Annotated in this window: 22 protein-coding genes; 11 read left to right on the plus strand and 11 right to left on the minus strand. The window is 64.2% G+C overall.

Annotation, left to right across the window (positions count from 1 at the left end):
* Positions 1-23 precede the first annotated feature (23 nt).
* Positions 24-437, minus strand: a complete 414-nt coding sequence (locus J0O65_RS12950) for a ribbon-helix-helix domain-containing protein (protein ID WP_215407293.1) — start codon at positions 435-437, stop codon at positions 24-26.
* 279 nt (positions 438-716) lie between these two features.
* On the opposite strand from J0O65_RS12950, the gene J0O65_RS12955 reads away from it, so the two are divergent.
* From J0O65_RS12955 to J0O65_RS12965, 3 genes are all read left to right on the plus strand, one after another.
* Complete coding sequence (locus J0O65_RS12955; RefSeq protein WP_353056191.1) at positions 717-944, plus strand: DUF1289 domain-containing protein; 228 nt, start codon at positions 717-719, stop codon at positions 942-944.
* A gap of 8 nt (positions 945-952) precedes the next feature.
* Positions 953-1876 carry an MBL fold metallo-hydrolase gene (locus tag J0O65_RS12960; RefSeq protein ID WP_215407295.1) on the plus strand — a complete coding sequence of 308 codons (924 nt, stop codon included), beginning with the start codon at positions 953-955 and terminating at the stop codon, positions 1874-1876.
* Between the two features lie 98 nt (positions 1877-1974).
* Complete coding sequence (locus tag J0O65_RS12965; protein ID WP_215407297.1) at positions 1975-2928, plus strand: NAD(P)H-dependent flavin oxidoreductase; 954 nt, start codon at positions 1975-1977, stop codon at positions 2926-2928.
* A 48-nt stretch (positions 2929-2976) separates the two neighbouring features.
* On the opposite strand, the gene J0O65_RS12970 is transcribed toward J0O65_RS12965, so the two are convergent.
* From J0O65_RS12970 to J0O65_RS13010, 9 genes are all read right to left on the minus strand, one after another.
* Positions 2977-3558: a hypoxanthine-guanine phosphoribosyltransferase gene (locus J0O65_RS12970; RefSeq protein WP_215407298.1), complete on the minus strand. Its 582-nt coding sequence runs from the start codon at positions 3556-3558 to the stop codon at positions 2977-2979.
* A gap of 63 nt (positions 3559-3621) precedes the next feature.
* On the minus strand, positions 3622-4878 hold the full coding sequence (locus J0O65_RS12975) for a phenylacetate--CoA ligase family protein (protein ID WP_215407300.1): 1257 nt from the start codon (positions 4876-4878) through the stop codon (positions 3622-3624).
* The gene (locus tag J0O65_RS12980) at positions 4875-5234 is read right to left on the minus strand and encodes an MmcQ/YjbR family DNA-binding protein (RefSeq protein ID WP_215407302.1); all 360 of its coding nucleotides are present in this window, start codon (positions 5232-5234) and stop codon (positions 4875-4877) included. The genes J0O65_RS12975 and J0O65_RS12980 overlap by 4 nt, the downstream gene beginning before the upstream one ends.
* A 15-nt stretch (positions 5235-5249) precedes the next feature.
* Entirely contained in the window at positions 5250-6095 is an 846-nt protein-coding gene (locus tag J0O65_RS12985; protein WP_215407304.1) for an ABC transporter ATP-binding protein, read from the minus strand.
* Positions 6096-6163: 68 nt separating this feature from the next.
* Positions 6164-7483, minus strand: a complete 1320-nt coding sequence (locus J0O65_RS12990; RefSeq protein ID WP_215407306.1) for an ABC transporter substrate-binding protein — start codon at positions 7481-7483, stop codon at positions 6164-6166.
* A gap of 58 nt (positions 7484-7541) precedes the next feature.
* On the minus strand, positions 7542-8600 hold the full coding sequence (locus J0O65_RS12995) for a branched-chain amino acid ABC transporter permease (RefSeq protein WP_215407308.1): 1059 nt from the start codon (positions 8598-8600) through the stop codon (positions 7542-7544).
* Between the two features lie 55 nt (positions 8601-8655).
* Positions 8656-9552 carry a branched-chain amino acid ABC transporter permease gene (locus J0O65_RS13000; protein WP_215407640.1) on the minus strand — a complete coding sequence of 299 codons (897 nt, stop codon included), beginning with the start codon at positions 9550-9552 and terminating at the stop codon, positions 8656-8658.
* A 20-nt stretch (positions 9553-9572) separates the two neighbouring features.
* A complete protein-coding gene (locus J0O65_RS13005; protein ID WP_251373731.1) occupies positions 9573-10388 on the minus strand; it encodes an ABC transporter ATP-binding protein in 816 nt (271 codons plus the stop codon).
* Positions 10389-10402: 14 nt separating this feature from the next.
* Complete coding sequence (locus J0O65_RS13010) at positions 10403-12334, minus strand: AMP-binding protein (protein ID WP_215407642.1); 1932 nt, start codon at positions 12332-12334, stop codon at positions 10403-10405.
* A 180-nt stretch (positions 12335-12514) separates the two neighbouring features.
* Here J0O65_RS13010 and J0O65_RS13015 point away from each other — a divergent pair, with 180 nt between their 5' ends.
* From J0O65_RS13015 to J0O65_RS13045, 7 genes are read left to right on the plus strand one after another with little or no spacing between them, the layout of a single operon-like run.
* Positions 12515-13213 carry a Crp/Fnr family transcriptional regulator gene (locus tag J0O65_RS13015; RefSeq protein WP_215407312.1) on the plus strand — a complete coding sequence of 233 codons (699 nt, stop codon included), beginning with the start codon at positions 12515-12517 and terminating at the stop codon, positions 13211-13213.
* Entirely contained in the window at positions 13200-13919 is a 720-nt protein-coding gene (locus J0O65_RS13020; protein WP_215407314.1) for a hypothetical protein, read from the plus strand. Before J0O65_RS13015 ends, J0O65_RS13020 begins: the two co-directional genes overlap by 14 nt.
* A 30-nt stretch (positions 13920-13949) precedes the next feature.
* Positions 13950-15761: an aminopeptidase P family protein gene (locus J0O65_RS13025; RefSeq protein WP_215407316.1), complete on the plus strand. Its 1812-nt coding sequence runs from the start codon at positions 13950-13952 to the stop codon at positions 15759-15761.
* Entirely contained in the window at positions 15761-16015 is a 255-nt protein-coding gene (locus J0O65_RS13030) for a hypothetical protein (RefSeq protein ID WP_215407318.1), read from the plus strand. The genes J0O65_RS13025 and J0O65_RS13030 overlap by 1 nt, the downstream gene beginning before the upstream one ends.
* The gene (locus J0O65_RS13035; RefSeq protein WP_215407320.1) at positions 16016-16756 is read left to right on the plus strand and encodes an MgtC/SapB family protein; all 741 of its coding nucleotides are present in this window, start codon (positions 16016-16018) and stop codon (positions 16754-16756) included.
* Positions 16757-16761: 5 nt separating this feature from the next.
* Positions 16762-17349: a DUF924 family protein gene (locus tag J0O65_RS13040; protein ID WP_215407322.1), complete on the plus strand. Its 588-nt coding sequence runs from the start codon at positions 16762-16764 to the stop codon at positions 17347-17349.
* 9 nt (positions 17350-17358) lie between these two features.
* Positions 17359-18186: a Rossmann-like and DUF2520 domain-containing protein gene (locus J0O65_RS13045; protein ID WP_215407324.1), complete on the plus strand. Its 828-nt coding sequence runs from the start codon at positions 17359-17361 to the stop codon at positions 18184-18186.
* A gap of 1 nt (position 18187) precedes the next feature.
* On the opposite strand, the gene J0O65_RS13050 is transcribed toward J0O65_RS13045, so the two are convergent.
* Positions 18188-19645 carry a sensor domain-containing diguanylate cyclase gene (locus J0O65_RS13050; RefSeq protein WP_215407326.1) on the minus strand — a complete coding sequence of 486 codons (1458 nt, stop codon included), beginning with the start codon at positions 19643-19645 and terminating at the stop codon, positions 18188-18190.
* A gap of 267 nt (positions 19646-19912) precedes the next feature.
* Here J0O65_RS13050 and J0O65_RS13055 point away from each other — a divergent pair, with 267 nt between their 5' ends.
* Positions 19913-20275: a hypothetical protein gene (locus J0O65_RS13055; RefSeq protein WP_215407328.1), complete on the plus strand. Its 363-nt coding sequence runs from the start codon at positions 19913-19915 to the stop codon at positions 20273-20275.
* Positions 20276-20329 lie beyond the last annotated feature (54 nt).

Below are 20329 nucleotides of genomic sequence, written 5' to 3' on the forward strand. Positions count from 1 at the left end.
GGTCATCGCCGCAAACCAATACGCTAGTGAATTCGCCCTGCGAGCGCCGTCTTGACGACGGTGCTGGCGTGCAGGGCACCTAATACGAAGATCGACTCGATGGTGGCCAGTGCTAGTTCCACGGAGACGTCGCTGGCGATGCTGGCCAGTCCCAGCACCTGTATCTGCAGGCGCTGGCCGGCTGCCTGGATCGCTTCCAGGTCGGCGCGCGAATAATGCTGCATGCCCAATACCAGGCTTTTGCGGGCGACGGTTTGTTTCACCACGTCGGCGTGGGCACCCAGTTGGTTGCGTATGGCCGTACGGATCAGATCCGTGCGGTTGGAATAAAATCCCTCCTGGACCAGCAGATCGATCTGCCCCAGGTCGATCAAGCCCAGGTTGATCGTGATCTTTTCGGATTCCCCAATTTTGGGCTTGTTGTCTTGCTTGGCCATATCTCTCCAAAAACTCCACGTGGCATCCAATTGCCATCTGTATGGATGGTAGTATAGTTGTGAAATATCTCAAGTCAAGCAGGATTTGGCCTGATCCGGGTGTAGGACGGGTGCCCGCAGAGTGAGCATGGGTTGCAAAATAAATTTCCAGAAGATGGGATCTTGATCATGCTTTTGCTGTGAAAATATATTCACAGAAACATTGCATGCCGACGCCATCGCCTCTCCGGCGTCGTTTCGCGGCATAATGCAAGCCTGTACAAACACCGATGCCGCTCCATGATGGTCGATACTCCGCCCGCCGTTCCGCTCCCCTTGCCTTCACCGGTGCCGTCGCCCTGTGTCAGCCTGTGCAAGATGAACCGCAACAGCGGCTTGTGCGAAGGTTGCCTGCGCACGCTCGACGAGATCATCGCCTGGAGCAAGGCCGACGACGACTTCAAGCGCGCCGTGTGGGCCGAATTGCCAGGACGCGAATCGCTGCTCGATTTCGAGCCCGACTACTGAGGAAGCCCATGCCGCGAGCGCCAGCGCTGTTCCCCGATGCCATGCAGGTGTTCGAACGCGGCTGGCTCTCGTCGAACAACATCCTGTTCCAGGGCAGGGATGACACGGCCCTGATCGACAGCGGCTATGTCACGCATGCGCCGCAAACCCTGGCCTTGCTGCGCCACAGCCTGGCGGGCCGTCCCCTGGACCGCCTGTTCAATACGCACCTGCACTCCGACCATTGCGGCGGCAACGCGCTGCTGCAAGCCGAATACGGCTGCCATACGGCCATTCCCGTGTCGGAGGCGGACAAGGTGCGAACGTGGGACGTGGACGCCCTGAGTTTCCAGGCCACGGGCCAACAATGCCCGCGCTTCGGCTTTGACGCCACCGTCTCGCCCGGCGACACGTTGACCTTGGCCGACATGCGCTGGCAAGCGCTGGGCGCACCCGGCCACGACCCGCACTCGCTGATTTTCTACTGCGCCGACGAGGGTATCCTGATCTCCGCCGACGCCTTGTGGGAAAACGGCTTCGGCGTGATCTTCCCGGAACTCGATGGCCGCTCCGGCTTTCTGGAAGCGCGCGCCACCTTGGACCTGATCGCCGGCCTGGACGTGCGGGTCGTCATTCCCGGCCACGGGCGACCGTTCACGGATGCCGCCGGTGCCCTGCGGCGCGCGTATTCGCGTCTCGACTACCTGGCGTCCGACCCCGTGCGCAACGCGCAGAACGCGGTGAAAGTGCTGCTGAAATTTTTGCTGCTGGAACGCCAGCGCATCGCCCTGGCCGAGATCCCGGCCCTGCTGCGCGGCATGCCCGTCTTCGAAGAGGCCAACCGGCGCTTCCTGCGCCAGGAGTCAGCCGCGCTGGCCGAGTGGGCCGTGTCGCAGCTGGTGAGGGCCACGGCGGCAAGCGTCGAGGGTGAGTACCTGCTTAACGACGGCTGAAACACGCCCGCGATAAATTCAGCACGATCGTACTTTTTCTGAACTATAATCAACCTCAGTGTGTTTCTCATCCCGATCAACTTTCCAGCGAGTCCGCCATGGCATTGCCTGTTGCGTTGCAAAACCTCTCCCTACCCGTTATCGCCTCGCCGATGTTCATCGCCAGCGGCCCGGCCCTCGTCGCGGCGCAGTGCAAGGCCGGCATCGTCGGGTCCTTCCCGGCCCTGAATGCGCGTCCGGCCGAATTGCTCGACACATGGCTGACGGATTTGCAGGCCGAACTGGCCGCCTTCCAGGCCGCCCATCCCGACAAAAAAGTGGGGCCGATCGCCGTCAACCAGATCGTGCACCAGTCGAACGACCGCCTCGCGCATGACGTGGCAGTGTGCGTGAAGCACCAGATCCCCATCATCATTTCCTCGCTGCGCGCGCCGCCCAAGGAAATGCTCGACGCCATCCACAGCTATGGCGGCATCGTGCTGCATGACGTGATTTCGATCCGTCACGCGAAAAAGGCGCTGGAGGCGGGCGTCGATGGCCTGATCCTGGTGGCCAGCGGCGCCGGCGGCCACGCTGGCACCCTGTCGCCGTTCGCGCTGGTGGGCGAAGTACGCAAATTCTTCGACGGCCCGCTGGCGCTGTCGGGCTCCATCGCCACGGGCGACGCCGTGCTGGCCGCGCAAGCGATGGGCGCCGACTTCGCCTACATCGGCTCGCGCTGGCTGGCGACCAAGGAATCGAACGTCAGCGACAGCTACCGCGACGCCATCGTCGATTCCAGCGCGGCGGACATCGTCTACACGAATTTGTTTACTGGCGTGCACGGCAATTACCTGAAAAAATCGATCGTCGCGGCCGGGCTCGATCCGGAAGCCTTGCCCGAAGCGGACAAGAGCGCGATGAATTTCGGCTCCGGCAGCGCCAAGGCCTGGCGCGACATCTGGGGCGCGGGCCAGGGCGTGGGCTTGATGGACGACGTGCCGAGCGTGGAAGAGATGGTGGCGCGCCTGAAGGCCGAATACGCCGCGGCGCGCGCGCGGTTGAAGCTGTAACCCTGCTGCTGCCGGATGACGCGGCATGCCGCGTCATCCAGGCCATCCTTACTCCTGCTTCAAATCCTCGGGCTTGATGGCCCACAGGCCCGGCAGGTTGCGCCAGTAGCCATACGCATCCATGCCGAAGCCGACGACGAAGCGGTTCGGGATCACCAGGCCGACGATATCGGCTTGCACGGGTTTCTTCTTGCCGATGGCCTTGTCCGCGAACACGGCCAGGATCACTTCCGCGGCGCCCATGTCCAGCAGGCGCTGTTTCACGTGCGCCAGGGTTTCGCCTTCGTCCAGAATATCGTCGAGCACGATGACGGTGCGGCCCGCCACGTTCGAGCGGGGGATGACTTTCCACACCACTTCGCCACCCCTGTCGTCATCGCCGTAGCGGCTGACGTGGATGTAGTCGAATTCGAGCGGAAAGCTCAGTTGCGGCAGCAGGCTGCCCGTAAATACGACGGCGCCGCCCATCACGCCCAGCACCAGCGGGAACTCCTTCGAGTCCTCGGCGTTGAAGCGCGTGTTGAGCACATCGGCCATGCGCGTGATCGACGCCTGCACGGTATCTTGGTCGAACAGCAGTTCCGCGTTCTTGATCAGGTCACGGGCACGGTTGTGATGAAATTCTTGCATGGACTCTTGCATGGCGATGAATGGGGCTGATGGTCAATGCCGGTATTATCCCGCAAATCGGCCTTATTTGTAATCGCGCATGTCGTCGATGACCTTGCCGTCCTGCGCCAGGCTACCCACGGCCACCAGCACCACTTCTCCCCGCAGCTTGGTCAATTCGCGGATCGAACCGATGATGGCTTCCACGCCGCTGGCGTCACGCGGATCGTCGACTTCGCAATGCAAGGTCATCTCGTCGTTGGCCATGCGCCCGGACACCACCAGCCGCGCCTTCCTGATGTGCGGGTGGCGGCGCGCGATCTCGTGCACCTGCGACGGATGCACGAACATGGCGCGCACTTTGGTGGTCTGGTCGGCGCGCCCCATCCAGCCCTTGATGCGCGTATTCGTGCGCCCGCAAGGCGAATCCGGCGCGTCCGTCAGCACGGCCGACAGGTCGCCCGTGGCGAAGCGGATCAGCGGATAGTCGGCATTGAAGACGGTGACGACGACTTCGCCCACTTCGCCCGGCGCGACGGGAATGCCGCTGCCAGGATGGACGATTTCGAGCAGCACGTTTTCATCGACGACCATGCCCGGATTGCGCTTGCCATCGCTGGCCGTTTCATAGGCGATGCTGCCGATATCGGCCGAGGCGTAGGTCTGGAACACGTGCGGCACGCCATTCTCGGCAAACCAGCCGCGCAAGGATTCGGGCAAGGCTTCCGCGCCCATCACGGCCCTGGTGACGCTGCTGATGTCGGCGCCCATTTCGCGCGCCTTCTCGATGATCAGTTTTAAAAATGACGGCGTGCCGATATACGTGTCGGGCTTCAGATCCATCATCGCCTGCACCTGCATTTCCGTCTGGCCGATGCCGGCCGGGATGACGGTGCAGCCGATGCGCGCGGCGCCGCCTTCGACCATGAAGGCGGCCGGCGTGAAGTGATACGAAAAGCAGTTCTGCAGCAAGCCGCCGGCGCGCACGCCGGCCGCGTACATGGGCCGCGCGAAGCGCCACCAGTCGGGGCCGCGTCCTTCCGGATCGAAGATGGGGCCGGGCGAGACGAACACGCGCGACAGGGCGTTTTTCGGCGTCGTGTTCAAGCCGCCGAACGGCAGCTGCGCGTGCTGCAATTGCTTGAGGTCGGACTTGCGCGTCACGGGCAGCTGCGCCAGCGCGGCGCGGCTGGTGACGTCGGCCGCGTTGACGCCATCGAGGATGCGGGCCCAGCCCGGCGCCTGTTGCGCGCGCGCGATCAGCTGCGGCAGGCCGGCCATCAATTCGCGTTCGCGCGCTTCGGGGGCGCGTGCTTCCAGACTGTCGAGCGTATCGGTCATGTTGCGGATTCTCCAATGTGACGTTGCATTTTTTTCGTCAGCCCCGCAAAAATCAGGCTGTATGAGCGGTGCAGCAGGGCGGCCATTTCGTCGTCGTCAAGGGCGTCGGGACTGGCGACCAGCACCCATCTGGCCCGCGCCAGGTAGGGCGCCGGGCGAAAGCCGGGGCGGTCCGTCAATTCCAGGAAGCGTTCCGCATCGACCTTGAAGCTCATGCCGCGCGTGCTGTGCGCTTCCGCGCCGCACAGGGCGAACAGCTTGCCGCCGACGCAAAACGCCAGCACGTCGCCCCACTTGATGTCTTCGGTCGCGCCGGGAAAACCGCGGCACACTTGCTTCGCCCGTTCCAGGTCCATGACTTGCCTCCCGCGTCAGGCCAGCCAGCGCTTGCGGCGGCGGTAGAACTTCATGTCGCGGAAGCTCTTGCGCCCGGCGCTGGAGACGCCCAGATAAAACTCTTTGACGTCTTCGTTGCTGGCCAGTTCCTGGGCCTGCCCTTCCATCACGACCCTTCCGTTTTCCAGGATGTAGCCGAAGTCGGCGTAGCGCAGCGCCACGTTGGTGTTCTGCTCGGCCAGCAGGAAGGACACGTTTTCCTTGTGGTTCAGGTCCTTGACGATGCCGAAGATCTCTTCGACGATCTGCGGCGCGATGCCCATCGAGGGCTCGTCCAGCAGAATCATCGACGGCTTGGCCATCAGCGCGCGGCCGATGGCGCACATCTGCTGCTCGCCGCCCGAGGTATAGCCGGCCTGGCTGGCGCGCCGGGTTTTCAGGCGCGGGAAATAGTGGTAGACCTTGTCCAGCGCGTCTTTCAGCTCGCCGCGCGACAGGCTGCGCGTGTAGGCGCCCGTCAGGAGGTTTTCCTCGATGGTGAGGTGGCCGAAACAGTGACGGCCTTCCATCACTTGCGACAGGCCCCGCCTGACCAGCTCATTCGGCGTCAATTGATCCACGCGCTCGCCCTTGAACTGGACTTCGCCCTTGGTGACGTCGCCCCGTTCGCCGCGCAGCAGGGTCGAGATGGTTTTCAGGGTGGTCGACTTGCCGGCGCCGTTGGCGCCGAGAAGCGCCACGATCTTGCCTTGCGGCACTTGCAGCGACACGCCCTTCAAGACCAGGATCACGTGGTCGTAGATGACTTCGATATTGTTCACCGACAGGTAGGGCGGCGGTGCGTCCGCCTGGAGCGGGGCTTGCGTGGCAGTGTGGGTCATGGCTGCTTCTTTAAAAATGTTCAACACGGGACCGGCGCTGGCCGGTCCGGTTCTTCGCGCCTACTGCATTACTTCATGCATGCCGGTGTGATTTTTTTCTCCTCGGCGTACTTGCCAGACGATTCCTCGACCAGTTTGCGCACCAGGGCCTTGTCGCCGACGATCCATTTCGGCGTGATGGCGGTCCACTTCTTGCCATCCCACTGCTGTACTTTCACGGCGCCCGAGCCTTCATGGTCGTCGCAGCTGGTTTTCACGGTGGGGAACATGCCCAGCGCGCCGACGGCCTTCTGGCGCGCATCGTCGACGTTCAGGTTTTCCAGGCCCCAGCGCATCTGCTCGCCCGTGATCGGTTTGCCCTTGCCGAATTTTTCCTGCGCCGTGCGGATCGCTTCCACCCACAGGATGCCGGCTGTCACGCCGCGCATGTGGTAGACGGAACCGATGCGCGACTGGTCGGCCAGGTTGCCCTTGCCGGTGGCGTAGAGCTTCTTGCGGATGTCGTCGAGCACGGGGTAGTTGCCCGGCGTATTGAACGTCATCGCCGTGTAACCCTTGGCCGCGTCGCCTGATGGAATCGTGTCTTCCTCGGAGCCGGCCCACCAGACGCCCAGCATTTTGTCGCGCGGGAAGCCGTTGCGCTGCGCCGTCTTGATGGCGACGGAGTTCATCACGCCCCAGCCCCACAGGATCACGTGGTCCGGCTTGGCCTGGCGGATTTGCAGCCATTGCGATTGCTGTTCGCTGCCTGGCGGCGCGACGGGAATTTTCACCAGCTCGAAACCGTACTGTTTCGACAGCGCTTCAAGCACGGGCAGCGGTTCCTTGCCGAAGGCCGAATCGTGGTACAGGTGGACGATTTTTTTCCCTTTCAGCTTGTCCATGCCGCCATCCTTGTCGCCCAGGTACTTGATCATGGCGGCGGCCTGGCTCCAGTAGCTGGAGATCAGCGGATACACGTACGGGAAGACCTTGCCGTTGGCGGCGTCCGAGCGGCCGTAGCCGATCATCGTCATGGGGATCTTGTCCTGCGCCACGCGGTCCAGGATGCCGTAGGCGACGCCGGTGGACAGGGTTTCGACCAGCGTCGCGCCGCCCTGCTTGGTTTTCAGGCGTTCATAGCACTCGACGCCGCGTGACGGGTTGTATTCGGTTTCGCATTCTTCCCAGCTGATCTTCACGCCATTGACGCCGCCGGCCTGGTTGACCAGGTTGAAGTAATCGATGATGCCGCCGTAGAAACCGGAGCCGCCGGCCGCGTAAGGGCCCACGCGGTAGGACGGCAGGGCGATGTACTGTTCCTTGTCCTGGGCTTGCGCGCTGCCGGCCATGGTGAGTGCGGCACTGGCGATGGCGGCTGCCAGCATGAGCGATTTGATGTGCTTCATTGTGTGTCTCCTCTTGTTTTATTTGGTATTCAAGTGAACCGACATCGACTGCAAAAACTTAATGGGGGAAGGGCCAGAGCCTCAACTTTTCTTTGGCGATCTGCCACAGCCTGGCCAGGCCGTGCGGCTCGACGATCAGGAAGAAGATGATCAGCGCGCCGAACACCATCAGCTCCAGGTTCGAGGCCACGCTGGTCGGCAATGCCAGGCCATGCGCGATGGTGTTCAGGAAGACGGGCAGCAGCACGATGAAGGCCGCGCCGAGGAAGGAGCCGAGGATCGAACCGACGCCGCCGATGATGATCATGAACAGGATGCGGAAGGACAGGTCCAGGTTGTACGCTTCCGGCTCCACCGTGCCCAGGTAGGCATACGCATACAGGGCGCCGGCCACGCCGCAGTAGAACGAGCTGACGGCGAAGGCCAGCAGCTTGGTGCGCATCAGCCTGAAACCGATCACTTCGGCCGCCATGTCCATGTCGCGCACGGCCATCCACGAGCGGCCCACGTTCGAGCGGATCATGTTCTTGGCCAGCAGGGCCATGCCGGCGACGATCGCCAGCACCAGCAGGTATTTGCTTTGCGGCGTGTCGAACTGGTAGCCGAGGATGGTCATCTTTTGCACCGTGATCACGCCCGAGGCGCTGTAGTTGGTGAGATACGGGATCTTGGTCAGGCACCAGACGACGAAAAACTGCGTCGCCAGGGTGGAGGCGGCCAGGTAAAAGCCGCGGATGCGCAGGGAGGGCAGGCCGAAGGCGATGCCCACCATGGCCGCGCACAGGCCGCCCAGGATGAACGACACGAGCAGCGGCAGGCCGGGCAGGCGCGCCATGAAGTTGTACGAGGCAAAGGCGCCGACGGCCATGAAGGCGGCCGTGCCCAGCGACAGCTGGCCCGCGTAACCGGTCAGGATGTTCAGGCCCAGCGCCGCCAGCGCGAAGATCAGGAAGGGAATCAGGATCGCCGACAGCATGTAGGGCGAGGCGACATACGGTAAAAGAAAGACGGCGACGAGCAGCGTGGCCGTCAGCGCCAGGCGGTCTTGCCGGATCGGGAAAATCTGGTTGTCAGCCTGGTAGCTGGTCTTGAATTGTCCTGCTTCACGGTAAATCATGGCGTGTCCTTTGCGGTGGAGCGATTGCGTTGTGCGTGGTGTGCATGGTGCGGCGTCAGATGCGCCGGATGATGCGTTCGCCGAACAGGCCTTCCGGGCGCACCAGCAGGAACAGCAGGGCCAGCACGTACGGGAACCAGCCTTCGATGCCGCCGCCCACCATGGGGCCCAGATAGACTTCGGCCAGCTTTTCCGACGCGCCGATGATCAGGCCGCCGACGATGGCGCCCGGCACCGAGGTAAAGCCGCCGAGGATCAGCACCGGCAGCGCTTTCAGGGCGATGAAGGTGAGGGCGAACTGCACGCCGTTGCGCGCCCCCCACAGCAGGCCGGCCACCATGGCCACCAGGCCCGCCACGCCCCACACCACGGCCCAGATGCGCTGCAGCGGGATGCCGACCGCCAGCGCCGCCTGGTGGTCATCGGCGACGGCGCGCAGGGCGCGGCCCACCTTGGTTTTCGAGAACAGCAAGGCCAGGCAGATCACCAGCAGCGCGCAGATGCCGGCCGCCACCACGTCGAACTGCGAGACGATGATGTTGAAATGCTCCATCAGGAAGGGCATCGGCACGTCTTCGATGGGCAGGTCCAGCTTGTGCACCTGCGAGCCCCACATCAGCTGCGCCAGGCCTTCGATGAAAAAGGTCAGGCCGATGGTGGCCATGAACAGTGTGATTTCCGGCTGGTTGACGAGCGGGCGCAACACCACCCGTTCGATGGCCATGCCCAGAGCTACCATCGTCACCATCGTCAGCGGGATGGCCAGCCACAGCGACAGGCCGAACTTGTCCATGATGCCGACGCAGGTGAGGGCGGCGAAAAACACCATCGCGCCCTGCGCAAAATTGAACACGCCCGATGCCTTGTAGATCAGGACAAAACCGATCGCCACCAGCGCGTACATGACGCCCGACAGCAGGCCGCCGATCAGCACTTCAAAGAAAAAATTGATATTCATACGGGTCCCGGGAATTAATGGCTCGTGCCAAGGTAGGCGTTGATGACATCCTGGTTGCTGCGCACCTCGTCGGGCGTGCCGTCGCCGATCTTCTTGCCGTAGTCGAGCACCACCACCCGGTCGGAGATATCCATCACCACGCCCATGTCATGCTCGATCAGCACGATGGTCGTGCCCAGCTGGTCGTTGACGTCGAGGATGAAGCGGCACATGTCCTGCTTTTCTTCCACGTTCATGCCGGCCATCGGTTCGTCCAGCAGCAGGATCTCCGGTTCGGCCACCAGCGCGCGGCCCAGTTCCACGCGCTTTTGCAAGCCGTAGGGCAGGCGCCCGACGGGCGTCTTGCGGATGGCCTGGATTTCCAGGAAGTCGATGATTTCCTCGGCTTTCTTGCGGTGCTCGATTTCCTCGCGCCGCGCCGGGCCCCAGTACAGGGCTTGCAGCAGGAAATTCGACTTCATTTTGAGGTTGCGCCCCGTCATGATGTTATCTAACACCGTCATGCCCTTGAACAGGGCGATGTTCTGGAAGGTGCGCGCGATGCCGGATTTGGCAGCCTGGTAGCAGTCCATGCCGCGCCGGTGCTCGCCCCGGTAGATGATCTCGCCCTGCTGCGGGCGGTACACGCCGTTGATCACGTTGAGCATCGAGCTTTTGCCGGCGCCGTTGGGGCCGATGATGGCGCGGATTTCATGCTGTTTGACGTCGAACGAGATGTCGGTCAGGGCCTTGACGCCGCCGAACGACAGCGAGATGTTTTTCAAGTCGAGGATCACGGGACCCGTCTTGCGGGCCGCGCCGAAATGGGCGTCGGGTTCGTTCATTTGCATCGTGCTGTGCTCCATCATGCGGCCAGGCCCTGGGGCCGGTACGTTTTGCTGTCCCAGATCTGCAGGTCGGCGCTGGTCGAACCGGTGCGGCCATCCTCGAATTTCACCTGGGTCTCGATGTATTGCCTTGCCTTGCCCTCATACAGGGCGGAAATGAGCACCGCGTATTTTTCGGCGATGAATTTGCGGCGCACCTTGCGCGTGCGCGTCAGCTCGTCGTCGTCCGGGTCGAGTTCCTTGTGCAGCACGAGGAAGCGGTGCACCTGCGTGCGGTCCATCAAGGGGTCGGCCGCCAGTTCCGCGTTGACCTGCTCGATGCAGTCGCGGACCAGGCCATAGGTCTCGGCGCGCGCCGCCAGGTCGGTGTAGCCGGCATACGCGATGCCGCGCCGCTCGGACCAGTTGCCCACCGCTTCGATATCGATGTTGATGAAGGCGCACACCTGGTCGCGCGCATGGCCGAAGGCCACCACTTCCTTGATGAAGGGGAAGAACTTGAGCTTGTTTTCGATGTAGTTGGGCGCGAAGATGGCGCCGCACGTCAGCTTGCCCACGTCGGCCGCGCGGTCGATGATTTTCAGGTGGCCTTCGCCGTCGAATACGCCCGCGTCGCCCGTATGAAAGTAGCCGTCGGCGTCGATCACTTCGGCGGTGGCGTCGGGGCGCTTGAAGTAGCCGCTCATGGTGGCGGGCGACTTGACCAGCACTTCGCCATTGGCCGCCAGCCTGACTTCCACGCCCGGCGCCGGCAAGCCGACGCTGTCGAACTTGATATTGCCGTCCGGTTGCAGGCAGACGTAGGCGCAGGTTTCGGTGGAACCGTACAACTGCTTGAGGTTGACGCCGATGGAGCGGTAGAAGCGGAACAGGTCGGGGCCGATGGCGGCGCCGGCCGTGTAGGCGACGCGCACGCGCGACAGGCCCAGCACGTTTTTCAGGGGGCCGTAGACGAGCAGCTCGCCCAGCTTGTAGCTGAGGCGGTCCGCCAGCGAGACTGGCTTGCCATCCAGGATCTGCGCGCCGCAGCGCTTGGCCACGTCCATGAAATGGCTGAACATGCGGCGCTTGATGCTGCTGGCGTCTTCCATGCGTATCATCACGCTGGTGAGCATGTTCTCGAACACGCGCGGCGGCGCGAAGTAGCACGTCGGGCCGATTTCGCGCATGTCGATCATCACCGTGTCGCCCGATTCCGGGCAGTTGACGGTAAAGCCGGCGACCATGGCCTGCGCCAGCGAGAACAGGCAGTCGCCGACCCACGCCATGGGCAGGTAGGACAGGATGTCTTCCGCGTCCGTGAGCTTGTCGAAGGCGACGCCGCCAACGCCTGCGGCCAGCAGCGCCGCGTGGCTCTGGCACACGCCCTTCGGCTTGCCCGTGGTGCCCGAGGTGTACAGGATCACGGCCGAATCGCTGCCACTGCCCGCCGCCACGGCGGCGTCGAAGAAGCCCGGATGTTCGCGGTCGTAGGCCCGGCCCAGCACCTGCAGGGCGGCAAAGGACATCAGTTCCGGCTGGCGGTAATGGCGCATGCCCCGTTCGTCGTCATAGGCGATGTGGGCGATGTGCGGATACAGGGCCTTGAGTTCGAGCAGCTTGTCGACCTGCTCCTGGTCTTCGACGATGGCGTAGCGGATTTCCGCATCCTGCAGCACATAGGCCATGTCGGCGGCCGGCGCGTCCTGGTACAGTGGCACGGGCACGCCGCCCAGGCTTTGCGCCGCCAGCATGGCCCAGTACAGGCGGGGACGGTTGTCGCCGATGATGGCCAGGTTCATGCCGCGCTGGAAGCCGATGGCGGCCAGGCCGCAAGCCAGCGCGCGCACCTCGTCGTTGACGTCAAGCCAGGTCCAGGTTTGCCAGATGCCCAGGTGTTTTTCGCGAAAGGCGGGCTTGTCGGATCGTACTGTTCCGTGTTGCAATAAGCGCCGCGGAAAAGTCGGCATCGCTGCTGTGGTATTCGTTTGCACCAGTGTCTCCCTGTTGCTTGTCTCAGGCGCCACCTCGTTGGATGGCGCTCTGTGTTTTTTATGTGTCAGGCGTTTGTGCAATGATAGTAGCTTGCGTTAGTTTGCCGAGTTGTCTTTTCGGGGACATTTACCCACTTTTCGATGGTGCATCGCACAATGACCTACCCTGATATCAGCCTCAAGGATGCCGTGCGCGCGGCCAACTGGGCGCAGCTGCTCGATCCCGCGCAAATGGCCCGGGTCGAGGCGGATGTGTTCGAGACCTTCGTGCCGAAAGGCGGCTTTGTCTGCCGCAAGGGCGAGCCGGTGGACAACTGGATCGGCGTCATCAGCGGCATGGTCAAGATGAATAATTTTTCCGCCTCCGGCAAGGCCATGACGTTTACGGGCATGCCGCCGGGCAGCTGGTTTGGCGAAGGTTCGCTGCTCAAGCGCGAGATGCGCAAATACGACACCATCGCCGTGCGCGACACGCGCGTGGCGCGCCTGCCCGCCGCCACCTTCCACTGGCTGCTGGAAACGAGCTTGCCATTCACGCGCTTTCTGCTGATGCAGCTCAATGAACGGCTGGGCCAGTTCATCGGCATGGTGGAAAACGAGCGCCTGCTGGACCTGAACACGCGCGTGGCGCGCTGCCTGGCCTCGATGTTCCACTCGCACCTGTACCCGAGCGTCGATACGCTGGTGCAGCTGTCGCAGGAGGAAATAGGCCTGCTGTCCGGTTCCTCGCGCCAGCGCGCCAACCAGGCCTTGCAGGTGCTGGAAAAGAAAGGTTTGCTGCGCCTCGATTACGGCGGCATCCGCGTGCTGGACCTGGAAGGCTTGCGCCGCTACGAGGCCGATGATGGCGAATGACGTGTCGATGGACGACGTGCGGCACCTGACGGAGCAGCACTATCAGTCGTTCCTGCAGGCGCGCCTGGCCGGCGCGAAGGCGCTGGCGCGGCTGGACGCGGCCATGCAGGCACGCCACGCCCTGCTGCCCATGCCGCTTACCCTGCGCGAACTGGCCTTGCTGCCGCAGCTGCGCGACGCCTCCTTGCTGGCGCTGGCCCGCTCGCCGCATGGCGCTCACTGGAGCCGCGACGACATCGGCGACACGGATCCCGCGCAAGTGCTGGCCGGCGACGCGGCGTATGCGGATTTTTCGCGCACCATCCTGGAAGAAGCGGCTGCGCACATCGCGGCCATCCATGCCGGCCAGCTGCCGTATGTGGCCGATGCGGCCTTCGCCACGGCCGATTCCGGCGTGCTGGCGCGCGCCGCGCGGGTGGCGTCCTACCGCGATGACGCATGGTTCGCGCCCGTCATCACCGTCTTGCTGCCTTTGGCATGCGTGGCGCCGGGCACGGCGAAAAGCGCGCCGTCGCAGTCGCTGGCCATGGCCCTGGGCCATGGCGTGGAAACCATCCCCACCCAGGCCGGCCTGCAAGCCCTGCGCATGGCGCTGGACCAGGTGCGCCACGCGGGTATCAGGAAAAAACTCGAACGCAACCTGAAACCGGCGGAAAAGGCCTTACGGGCGCGCAGTGCCTTACCCTGGATAATCGGGGTATCATAGGGGCTTCCCAGCACCGCTCTTTTCGTCCCCATGCAGACACCTGACCAAGCCACTCCCGCCTCCCGTTTGTCGCAACTGCGCAGCGCCATGCGCGCCCAGCATATCGACGCCTGCATCGTGCCCTCGGCCGATCCGCATTTGTCCGAGTACCTGCCGGCCCGCTGGCAGGGCCGCGAGTGGCTGTCGGGCTTTACGGGTTCGGTCGGCACCCTGGTCGTGACGCAGGATTTCGCCGGCGTGTGGACCGATGGCCGCTACTGGGAGCAGGCGGAAGAGGAACTGGCCGGCAGCGGCATCGTCCTGAAGAAAATCCCGTCCGGCGCCAGCGTGCTGTATATCGACTGGCTGGGCGAGACCATGCGGCCGGGGCAGACGGTGGCCGTCGATGGCGCCGTGCTGGGCCTGGCCAATGCGCGCCTGCTGCAGCAGGCGCTGGGCGCGCACGTGACCCTGCGCACGGACACCGACGTGCTGCAAGCCGTCTGGCCGGATCGTCCGGCCATGCCCGCCGCCCCCGTGGTTGAACATGCGGCCGCGTATCCCTCGCTGTCGCGCATGGAAAAACTGGCGGCCCTGCGCGCCGGCATGACGGCGCACGGCGCCAGCCACCATGTGATTTCCACCCTCGACGACATCGCCTGGCTGTTCAACCTGCGCGGCGCCGACGTCAACTACAACCCCGTCTTCCTCGCGCATGCGCTGGTGGGCCCCGAGCGCGCCACCCTGTTCGTCGCCGACGGCAAGGTGCCCGCCGCGCTGCGCGCCACCCTGGAGAGCGAAGGCGTGGACGTGGCCGCGTATGACCGCGCGGCAGCCGCGCTGGCCGCCCTGCCGACCGGCGCGACCCTGCTGCTGGACCCGCGCCGCATGACCTTCGGCACGCGCCAGGCCGTGGCCGAAGGCGTGCAGGTGGTCGAAGCCATCAACCCGACCACCCTGGCCAAGTCGCGCAAGACGGATGCCGAAGCGGCGCACGTGCGCGCCGCCATGGAGCAGGATGGCGCCGCCCTGTGCGAGTTTTTCAGCTGGCTGGACGCCACCCTGGCCGACCCGCAACGCGCGCCGTTGACGGAAATCGGCGTCGACGAACACCTGACGGCCGCGCGCGCCCGCCGCGCGCATTTTGTCAGCCCCAGTTTCGGCACCATCGCCGGCTTCAATGCGCATGGCGCCATCATGCATTACCACGCGCATGCTGATTCGGCAGCGACGATCGCCGGCGACGGCTTGCTGCTGATCGACTCGGGCGGCCAGTACTGGGGCGGCACCACGGACATCACGCGCGTGGTCCCCGTCGGCACGATCACGGCCGAACACAAGCGCGATTTCACGCTGGTCTTGCGCAGCATGATCGCCCTGTCGCGCGCGCAGTTCCCGCGCGGCGTGAAGTCGCCCATGCTCGACGCCATCGCCCGCGCCCCGCTGTGGGCCGAAGGCATCGACTTTGGCCACGGCACGGGCCACGGCGTGGGCTTTTTCCTCAACGTCCACGAAGGGCCGCAATCGATTTCCCAGTCCGCCATGCCGGAGCCGCAGACGGCCATGGAGATCGGCATGATCACCTCCATCGAGCCAGGCATCTACCGCCCCGGCCAGTGGGGCATCCGCATCGAGAACCTGGTGCTGAATGTGCCGGCCGAAACGACGCCCTTCGGCGAATTCCTGCGCTTCGAAACCTTGACCCTGTGCCCGATCGACACGCGCTGCGTGGAACGCTCGCTGTTGCGCGACGACGAGGCGGCCTGGCTCAACGACTATCACGCCACCGTGCGCGCGCGCCTGGCGCCGCACTTGAGCGGCGACACGCTGGCGTGGCTGGAACAGCGCACGGGAGCCATCTGATGCGCTCGACCCGCGCCACGTCCGCCATCGAGCGGCTCAAGGACCGCACCGGCCATCGCCTCTACACGATGGCGCGCACGGGCGATGAATTGTTCTTTCTCACGGAAGGCCCCGGCTTGCCGCCTTTGTGCCCGCCGCTGGAACTGGACGCCTTCGTCGCCTTCGTCAATGGTCTGGGACCGCAAAAGGCGCGCCGCGTCAGCAAGCTCGATGTGGCGTTTGAGAAGCAGCTGACGAAAAAGCCGCAGGATTAAATGCCGACCATCGACTTCCTGCGCGCCTACTGGTCGCCGGCCGAGCTGGCGACGAACGGCGTGATCCTGCTGAACCTGCTGGGCGCGCTGCTGCTGGGCTTGCTGGTGGGCTACGAGCGTTCGTATCACGGGCGCGCGGCGGGCATGCGCACCTACAGCCTGGTGTGCATGGCGTCGGCCGCGCTGACGGTGCTGGGCGGCTATCCCGAGTTCTGGTACGGCGGCCATGGCGCCATCGTCGGCAGCGACCCCACGCGCGTGATCCAGGGCATCGTCACGGGCGTCGGTTTCCTCGGCGCCGGCGTGATCATGCGCGAAGGCTTCAACATCAGCGGCCTGACGACGGCCGCCTCGATCTGGGCCTCGTCCGTGATCGGCATCATGGTCGGCATCGGCTTTTATCTGTCGGCCATGGGCCTGGCCTTCCTGTGCGCGATGGCGATGATTTTTCTGTCAAAATTGGAGAACTGGCTGCCGTCGCGCCACGCGGTGGCCATCACCATGCGCTTCAAGCAGGGTTTTGTTCCGCGCGAAGATGCGCTGCGGCGCATGGCGGCCAAGCGCGGCTATGACATCGCCGGCGGCTCGCTGACCATCGGCAGCAGCGACGGCATGCAGGAGTGGCGTTTTGTCGCCATCGCGCATGGCAAGAACACGGGCGCCAGCCTGTCGGCCATGTCGGCCGAGCTGGCCGCCTTCGAAGGCATCGCCGGCTTCCAGCTGTCGCACGCACGCAACTGAAAAGGATGGACATGGACGCACGGGCGCAAGAGGTACTCGATTTCTGGTTCCTGCCGCCGGATCACCCTGGCCATGGCCAGTCGCGCGTGGAATGGTTCCGCAAGGATGACGGCTTCGACGCGCAGATACGCGCGCGTTTCGGCGCGCTGATCGATGCCGCCATCGAGGGCGGCTTGCGCGACTGGGACAGCACGCCGCACGGCGCGCTGGCGCGCCTCATTGTGCTCGATCAATTCACGCGCAATGTGTATCGCGGCACGCCGCGCGCGTTTGCCGGCGACGGCCAGGCGCTGGCGCTGGCCGTCGCCTTGACGCAGGCGGGGCAGGACCGGCAGTTGCCACCCATGCTGCGCGCCTTCGCCTACCTGCCGTTCGAACACGCGGAAGACCTGGCCATGCAGGCGCGCGCCGTCGAGCTGTTCCAGCTGCTGTCGCAGGCGCAGCCCGGTTTTGACGGCATGCTCGATTATGCCGAGCGGCACCAGGAAGTGATCGCCCGCTTTGGCCGCTTCCCGCATCGCAACGCCATCCTCGGACGCGCCGCCACGCCGCAAGAGCTGGAATTCCTGCGCCAGCCTGGATCGAGTTTCTAGAGCATGAGCATGAACGTGACCATGAATATCATCGGCGCCGGCCATGTTGGCCGTGTACTGGGCCGTCTGTTCGCCGGCGTGGACGGCATCGCGGTGCAGGATGTGCTGACGCGCTCGATGGCGTCGGCGCAGGCGGCCGTCGATTTCATCGGCGCCGGCACGCCCGTCGCCAGCTATGCGGCCTTGCGGCGCGCCGACGTGACGATGCTGGCCGTCTCGGACGACCAGATCGGCCCGGCCTGCGCGGCGCTGGTGGCCGAGGGACGCCAGGCGGGCGCCATCGTGTTTCACTGCAGCGGCGCGCTGGCCTCGAACGTGCTGCTGGCGGCCACGCAGGCCGGAGCCTCTGTCGCCAGCGCCCATCCGATCCGCAGCTTTGCCGATCCGCGGCAGGTGGCCGCCACCTTCGACGGCACGTTTTGCGGCGTCGAGGGCGACCCGCTGGCGCTGGCCTTCCTCACGCCGGCCTTGAACGCCATCGGCGCGCGTCCCGTGCCCATCGATCCGGCCGCCAAGACCCTGTATCACGCGGCCGCCGTCTTCGCCAGCAATTACCTGGTGACGGTGCTCGATGCCGCCTTGCGCGCCTACCAGGCGGCCGGCATCCCCGAACCCGTGGCGCGCGAACTGGCGCAGCCGCTGGTGACGGAAGCGGTGGCGAATGTGTTCCGCCTGGGCGCCGCGCCCGCGCTGTCCGGCCCCATCGCACGGGGCGATTCGGCCACCGTGCAACGCCAGCAGCTGGCCGTGCAAAGCTGGGATGCCGCCACGGGTGAGTTGTACCGCGCGCTGGTGGCGCCCACGCAGGATCTGGCCAGGCGCAAGCGCGGGCAGTAAATCAGTCGGCGGCGTGCACGCCGTTGCGTCCGTGCTGCTTGGCCTGATACAGCGCGCTGTCGGCGCGCGAGAAGAAGGCCGATTCGCTTTCGTCCGGCCGGTACTCGGCCACGCCCAGGCTGATCGTCACGGGCACTTGCGGCGCCGGCAGGCCGAAATCGTGGCCTTCGATGGCGGCGCGCAGGTTTTCCGCCACGACCGCCGCTTTGGCCAGGTTGCAGTTGTTCAGCAATACCAGGTATTCCTCGCCGCCCCAGCGCGTGATGACGTCGCTTTCGCGCACGGTGGCGCGCGCCACGTCGGCCACGCCACGGATGACCTTGTCGCCCCACAGGTGGCCATGGGTATCGTTGACGCGCTTGAAGAAATCGATGTCGAACAGGATGGCGGACATCGGCTGCTCGTTGCGCTTGGACAAGAGCATGGCGCGCTGGAACAGCAATTCCAGCGATTGGCGGTTCAATAGCCCCGTCAGCGCATCGGTCGAGGCGATGCGCTCGATGCGGCGCTGGTAGCGGTTCACCGTCAGCAGGGTCAAGACCAGCACCAGCAGGGTGACGCCAAAGCTGATGGCCAGGTTGAGGATGAAGACGCGCTGCAGCGACTGGACTTCGTCGCTGACGTTCTGCTCGACCACCAGGTACCAGCCCAGCTCGGGAATGAAGCGCGAGTTGACGAGGATTTGCGCGCTGCCCAGCTGGTACGACAGATGCGTCGGTTCGCTCTGGTGGTTGATGATCTGCCCGGCAATGGCGCTCACGCCCGGCAGGCTGCGGATGTTGCCGTGCCCGTTGCGCATGGTCTTGCCCGCCAGCACCAGGGTGCCGGCGGCGTCGACAAAATAGATGTTGCGGTGGAAGCGCGCCTGGTAGCGGTCGATGATGTGGCTCATGGTGGCCAGGGTCAGGCCGATGCCGGTGGCGCCGATGAAGCGGCCGTCGTAGTCGACCACGCGGTGGTTGATGAAGATGGTCATGCTGTCGCGGTTGGCCATGTCCACGTCGACATTCGTTTCATAGTCGCTCTTGTCCATGGCGCGCACGCGGTAGTACCAGATGTCGCGCGTCGCCTGCGGGCTGACGGATTTCAGCGTGCCTTCCGCGTAATAATATTTGCTGCTCTTGTCGGAGACGAGAAAGCTGGTGATGGCGCCGTATTTCTTCTTGACCTCGGCCAGGTAGCGCACGATCTGTTCCGGCTTGTTTTCACCGGCCAGTATCCAGTCGCGCACGAAGGTGTCGTGCGCCATCAGCGAGGAAATGAAGACGGGGCGCAGCATGTCCTTCTGGATTTCGGAATAGATATTGTCGCCCGTCAGCGGCAAGGTCTGGTCGGCGATGCCATGCTCGATGGCCTGGCGCGAGGCCAGGTAGCTGGCCAGGCTGGTCGCCATGAAGCCCGCCCCCAGTATCAGGGTCAGGAGAATGAGCAGGCGGTACTTGATCGACAGAAGACGCATGGGGACGAGGAGTGGCAGGCGGGAGGAGGGCCATCGTGACGCAGCCAAAAGTATGCAGCAGGCCAGGTATTGGCGCAATGATAACTGGCTTTATTGATAATTTAGGCAGGCGAACGCGACAAGATAACCACGACTTACCAAATAAAAGTGCCGCATTGTCGACAAAGATGCAAATTAGCAATAAGATTTGATGAGGGGAATCATCGCGCACCGCCCCTGTCTTGCCGCCCGTTTCAGGCGCGGGACATTACGCGCAGGGAGTGTTGCATGTTATTTTTAAAGAGTACGTCCGTCAGCAAGGCCCCCGGCATCTACGAGGTCGACATCGCCGCCAAGCCGCCCGGCAAGACCTTCGGCATTTTCCTCGCCACCGATCCCGATCATCCACCGCATGCCTTGCTGGGGCAATTGAAGGCGCTCGGTTTCGAGAACACCTATAGTTCGCCCTACCTGCACAAGGATGCGGGCAAGGTGCTGGACCTGCATTTCCAGAAGGATGGCACGGATATCTTCAAGGGCTGGAAAACCGAGGAGTGCGCGCACAACCTGGCGGCCATCACGGCCCTGTTCGAGGAACACGGCATCACCATCGCCCCGCGCGTGATGTCGATGGCGGAAGCCTACGCCTAAACGCCTATCAAAACCTGCTGCGCGTCGGTATAGGCGGCCTGCGATGCTCACCGT

Source organism: Janthinobacterium sp. JC611 (genome assembly GCF_018682595.1).
Taxonomy (GTDB): Bacteria; Pseudomonadota; Gammaproteobacteria; order Burkholderiales; family Burkholderiaceae_D; genus Janthinobacterium.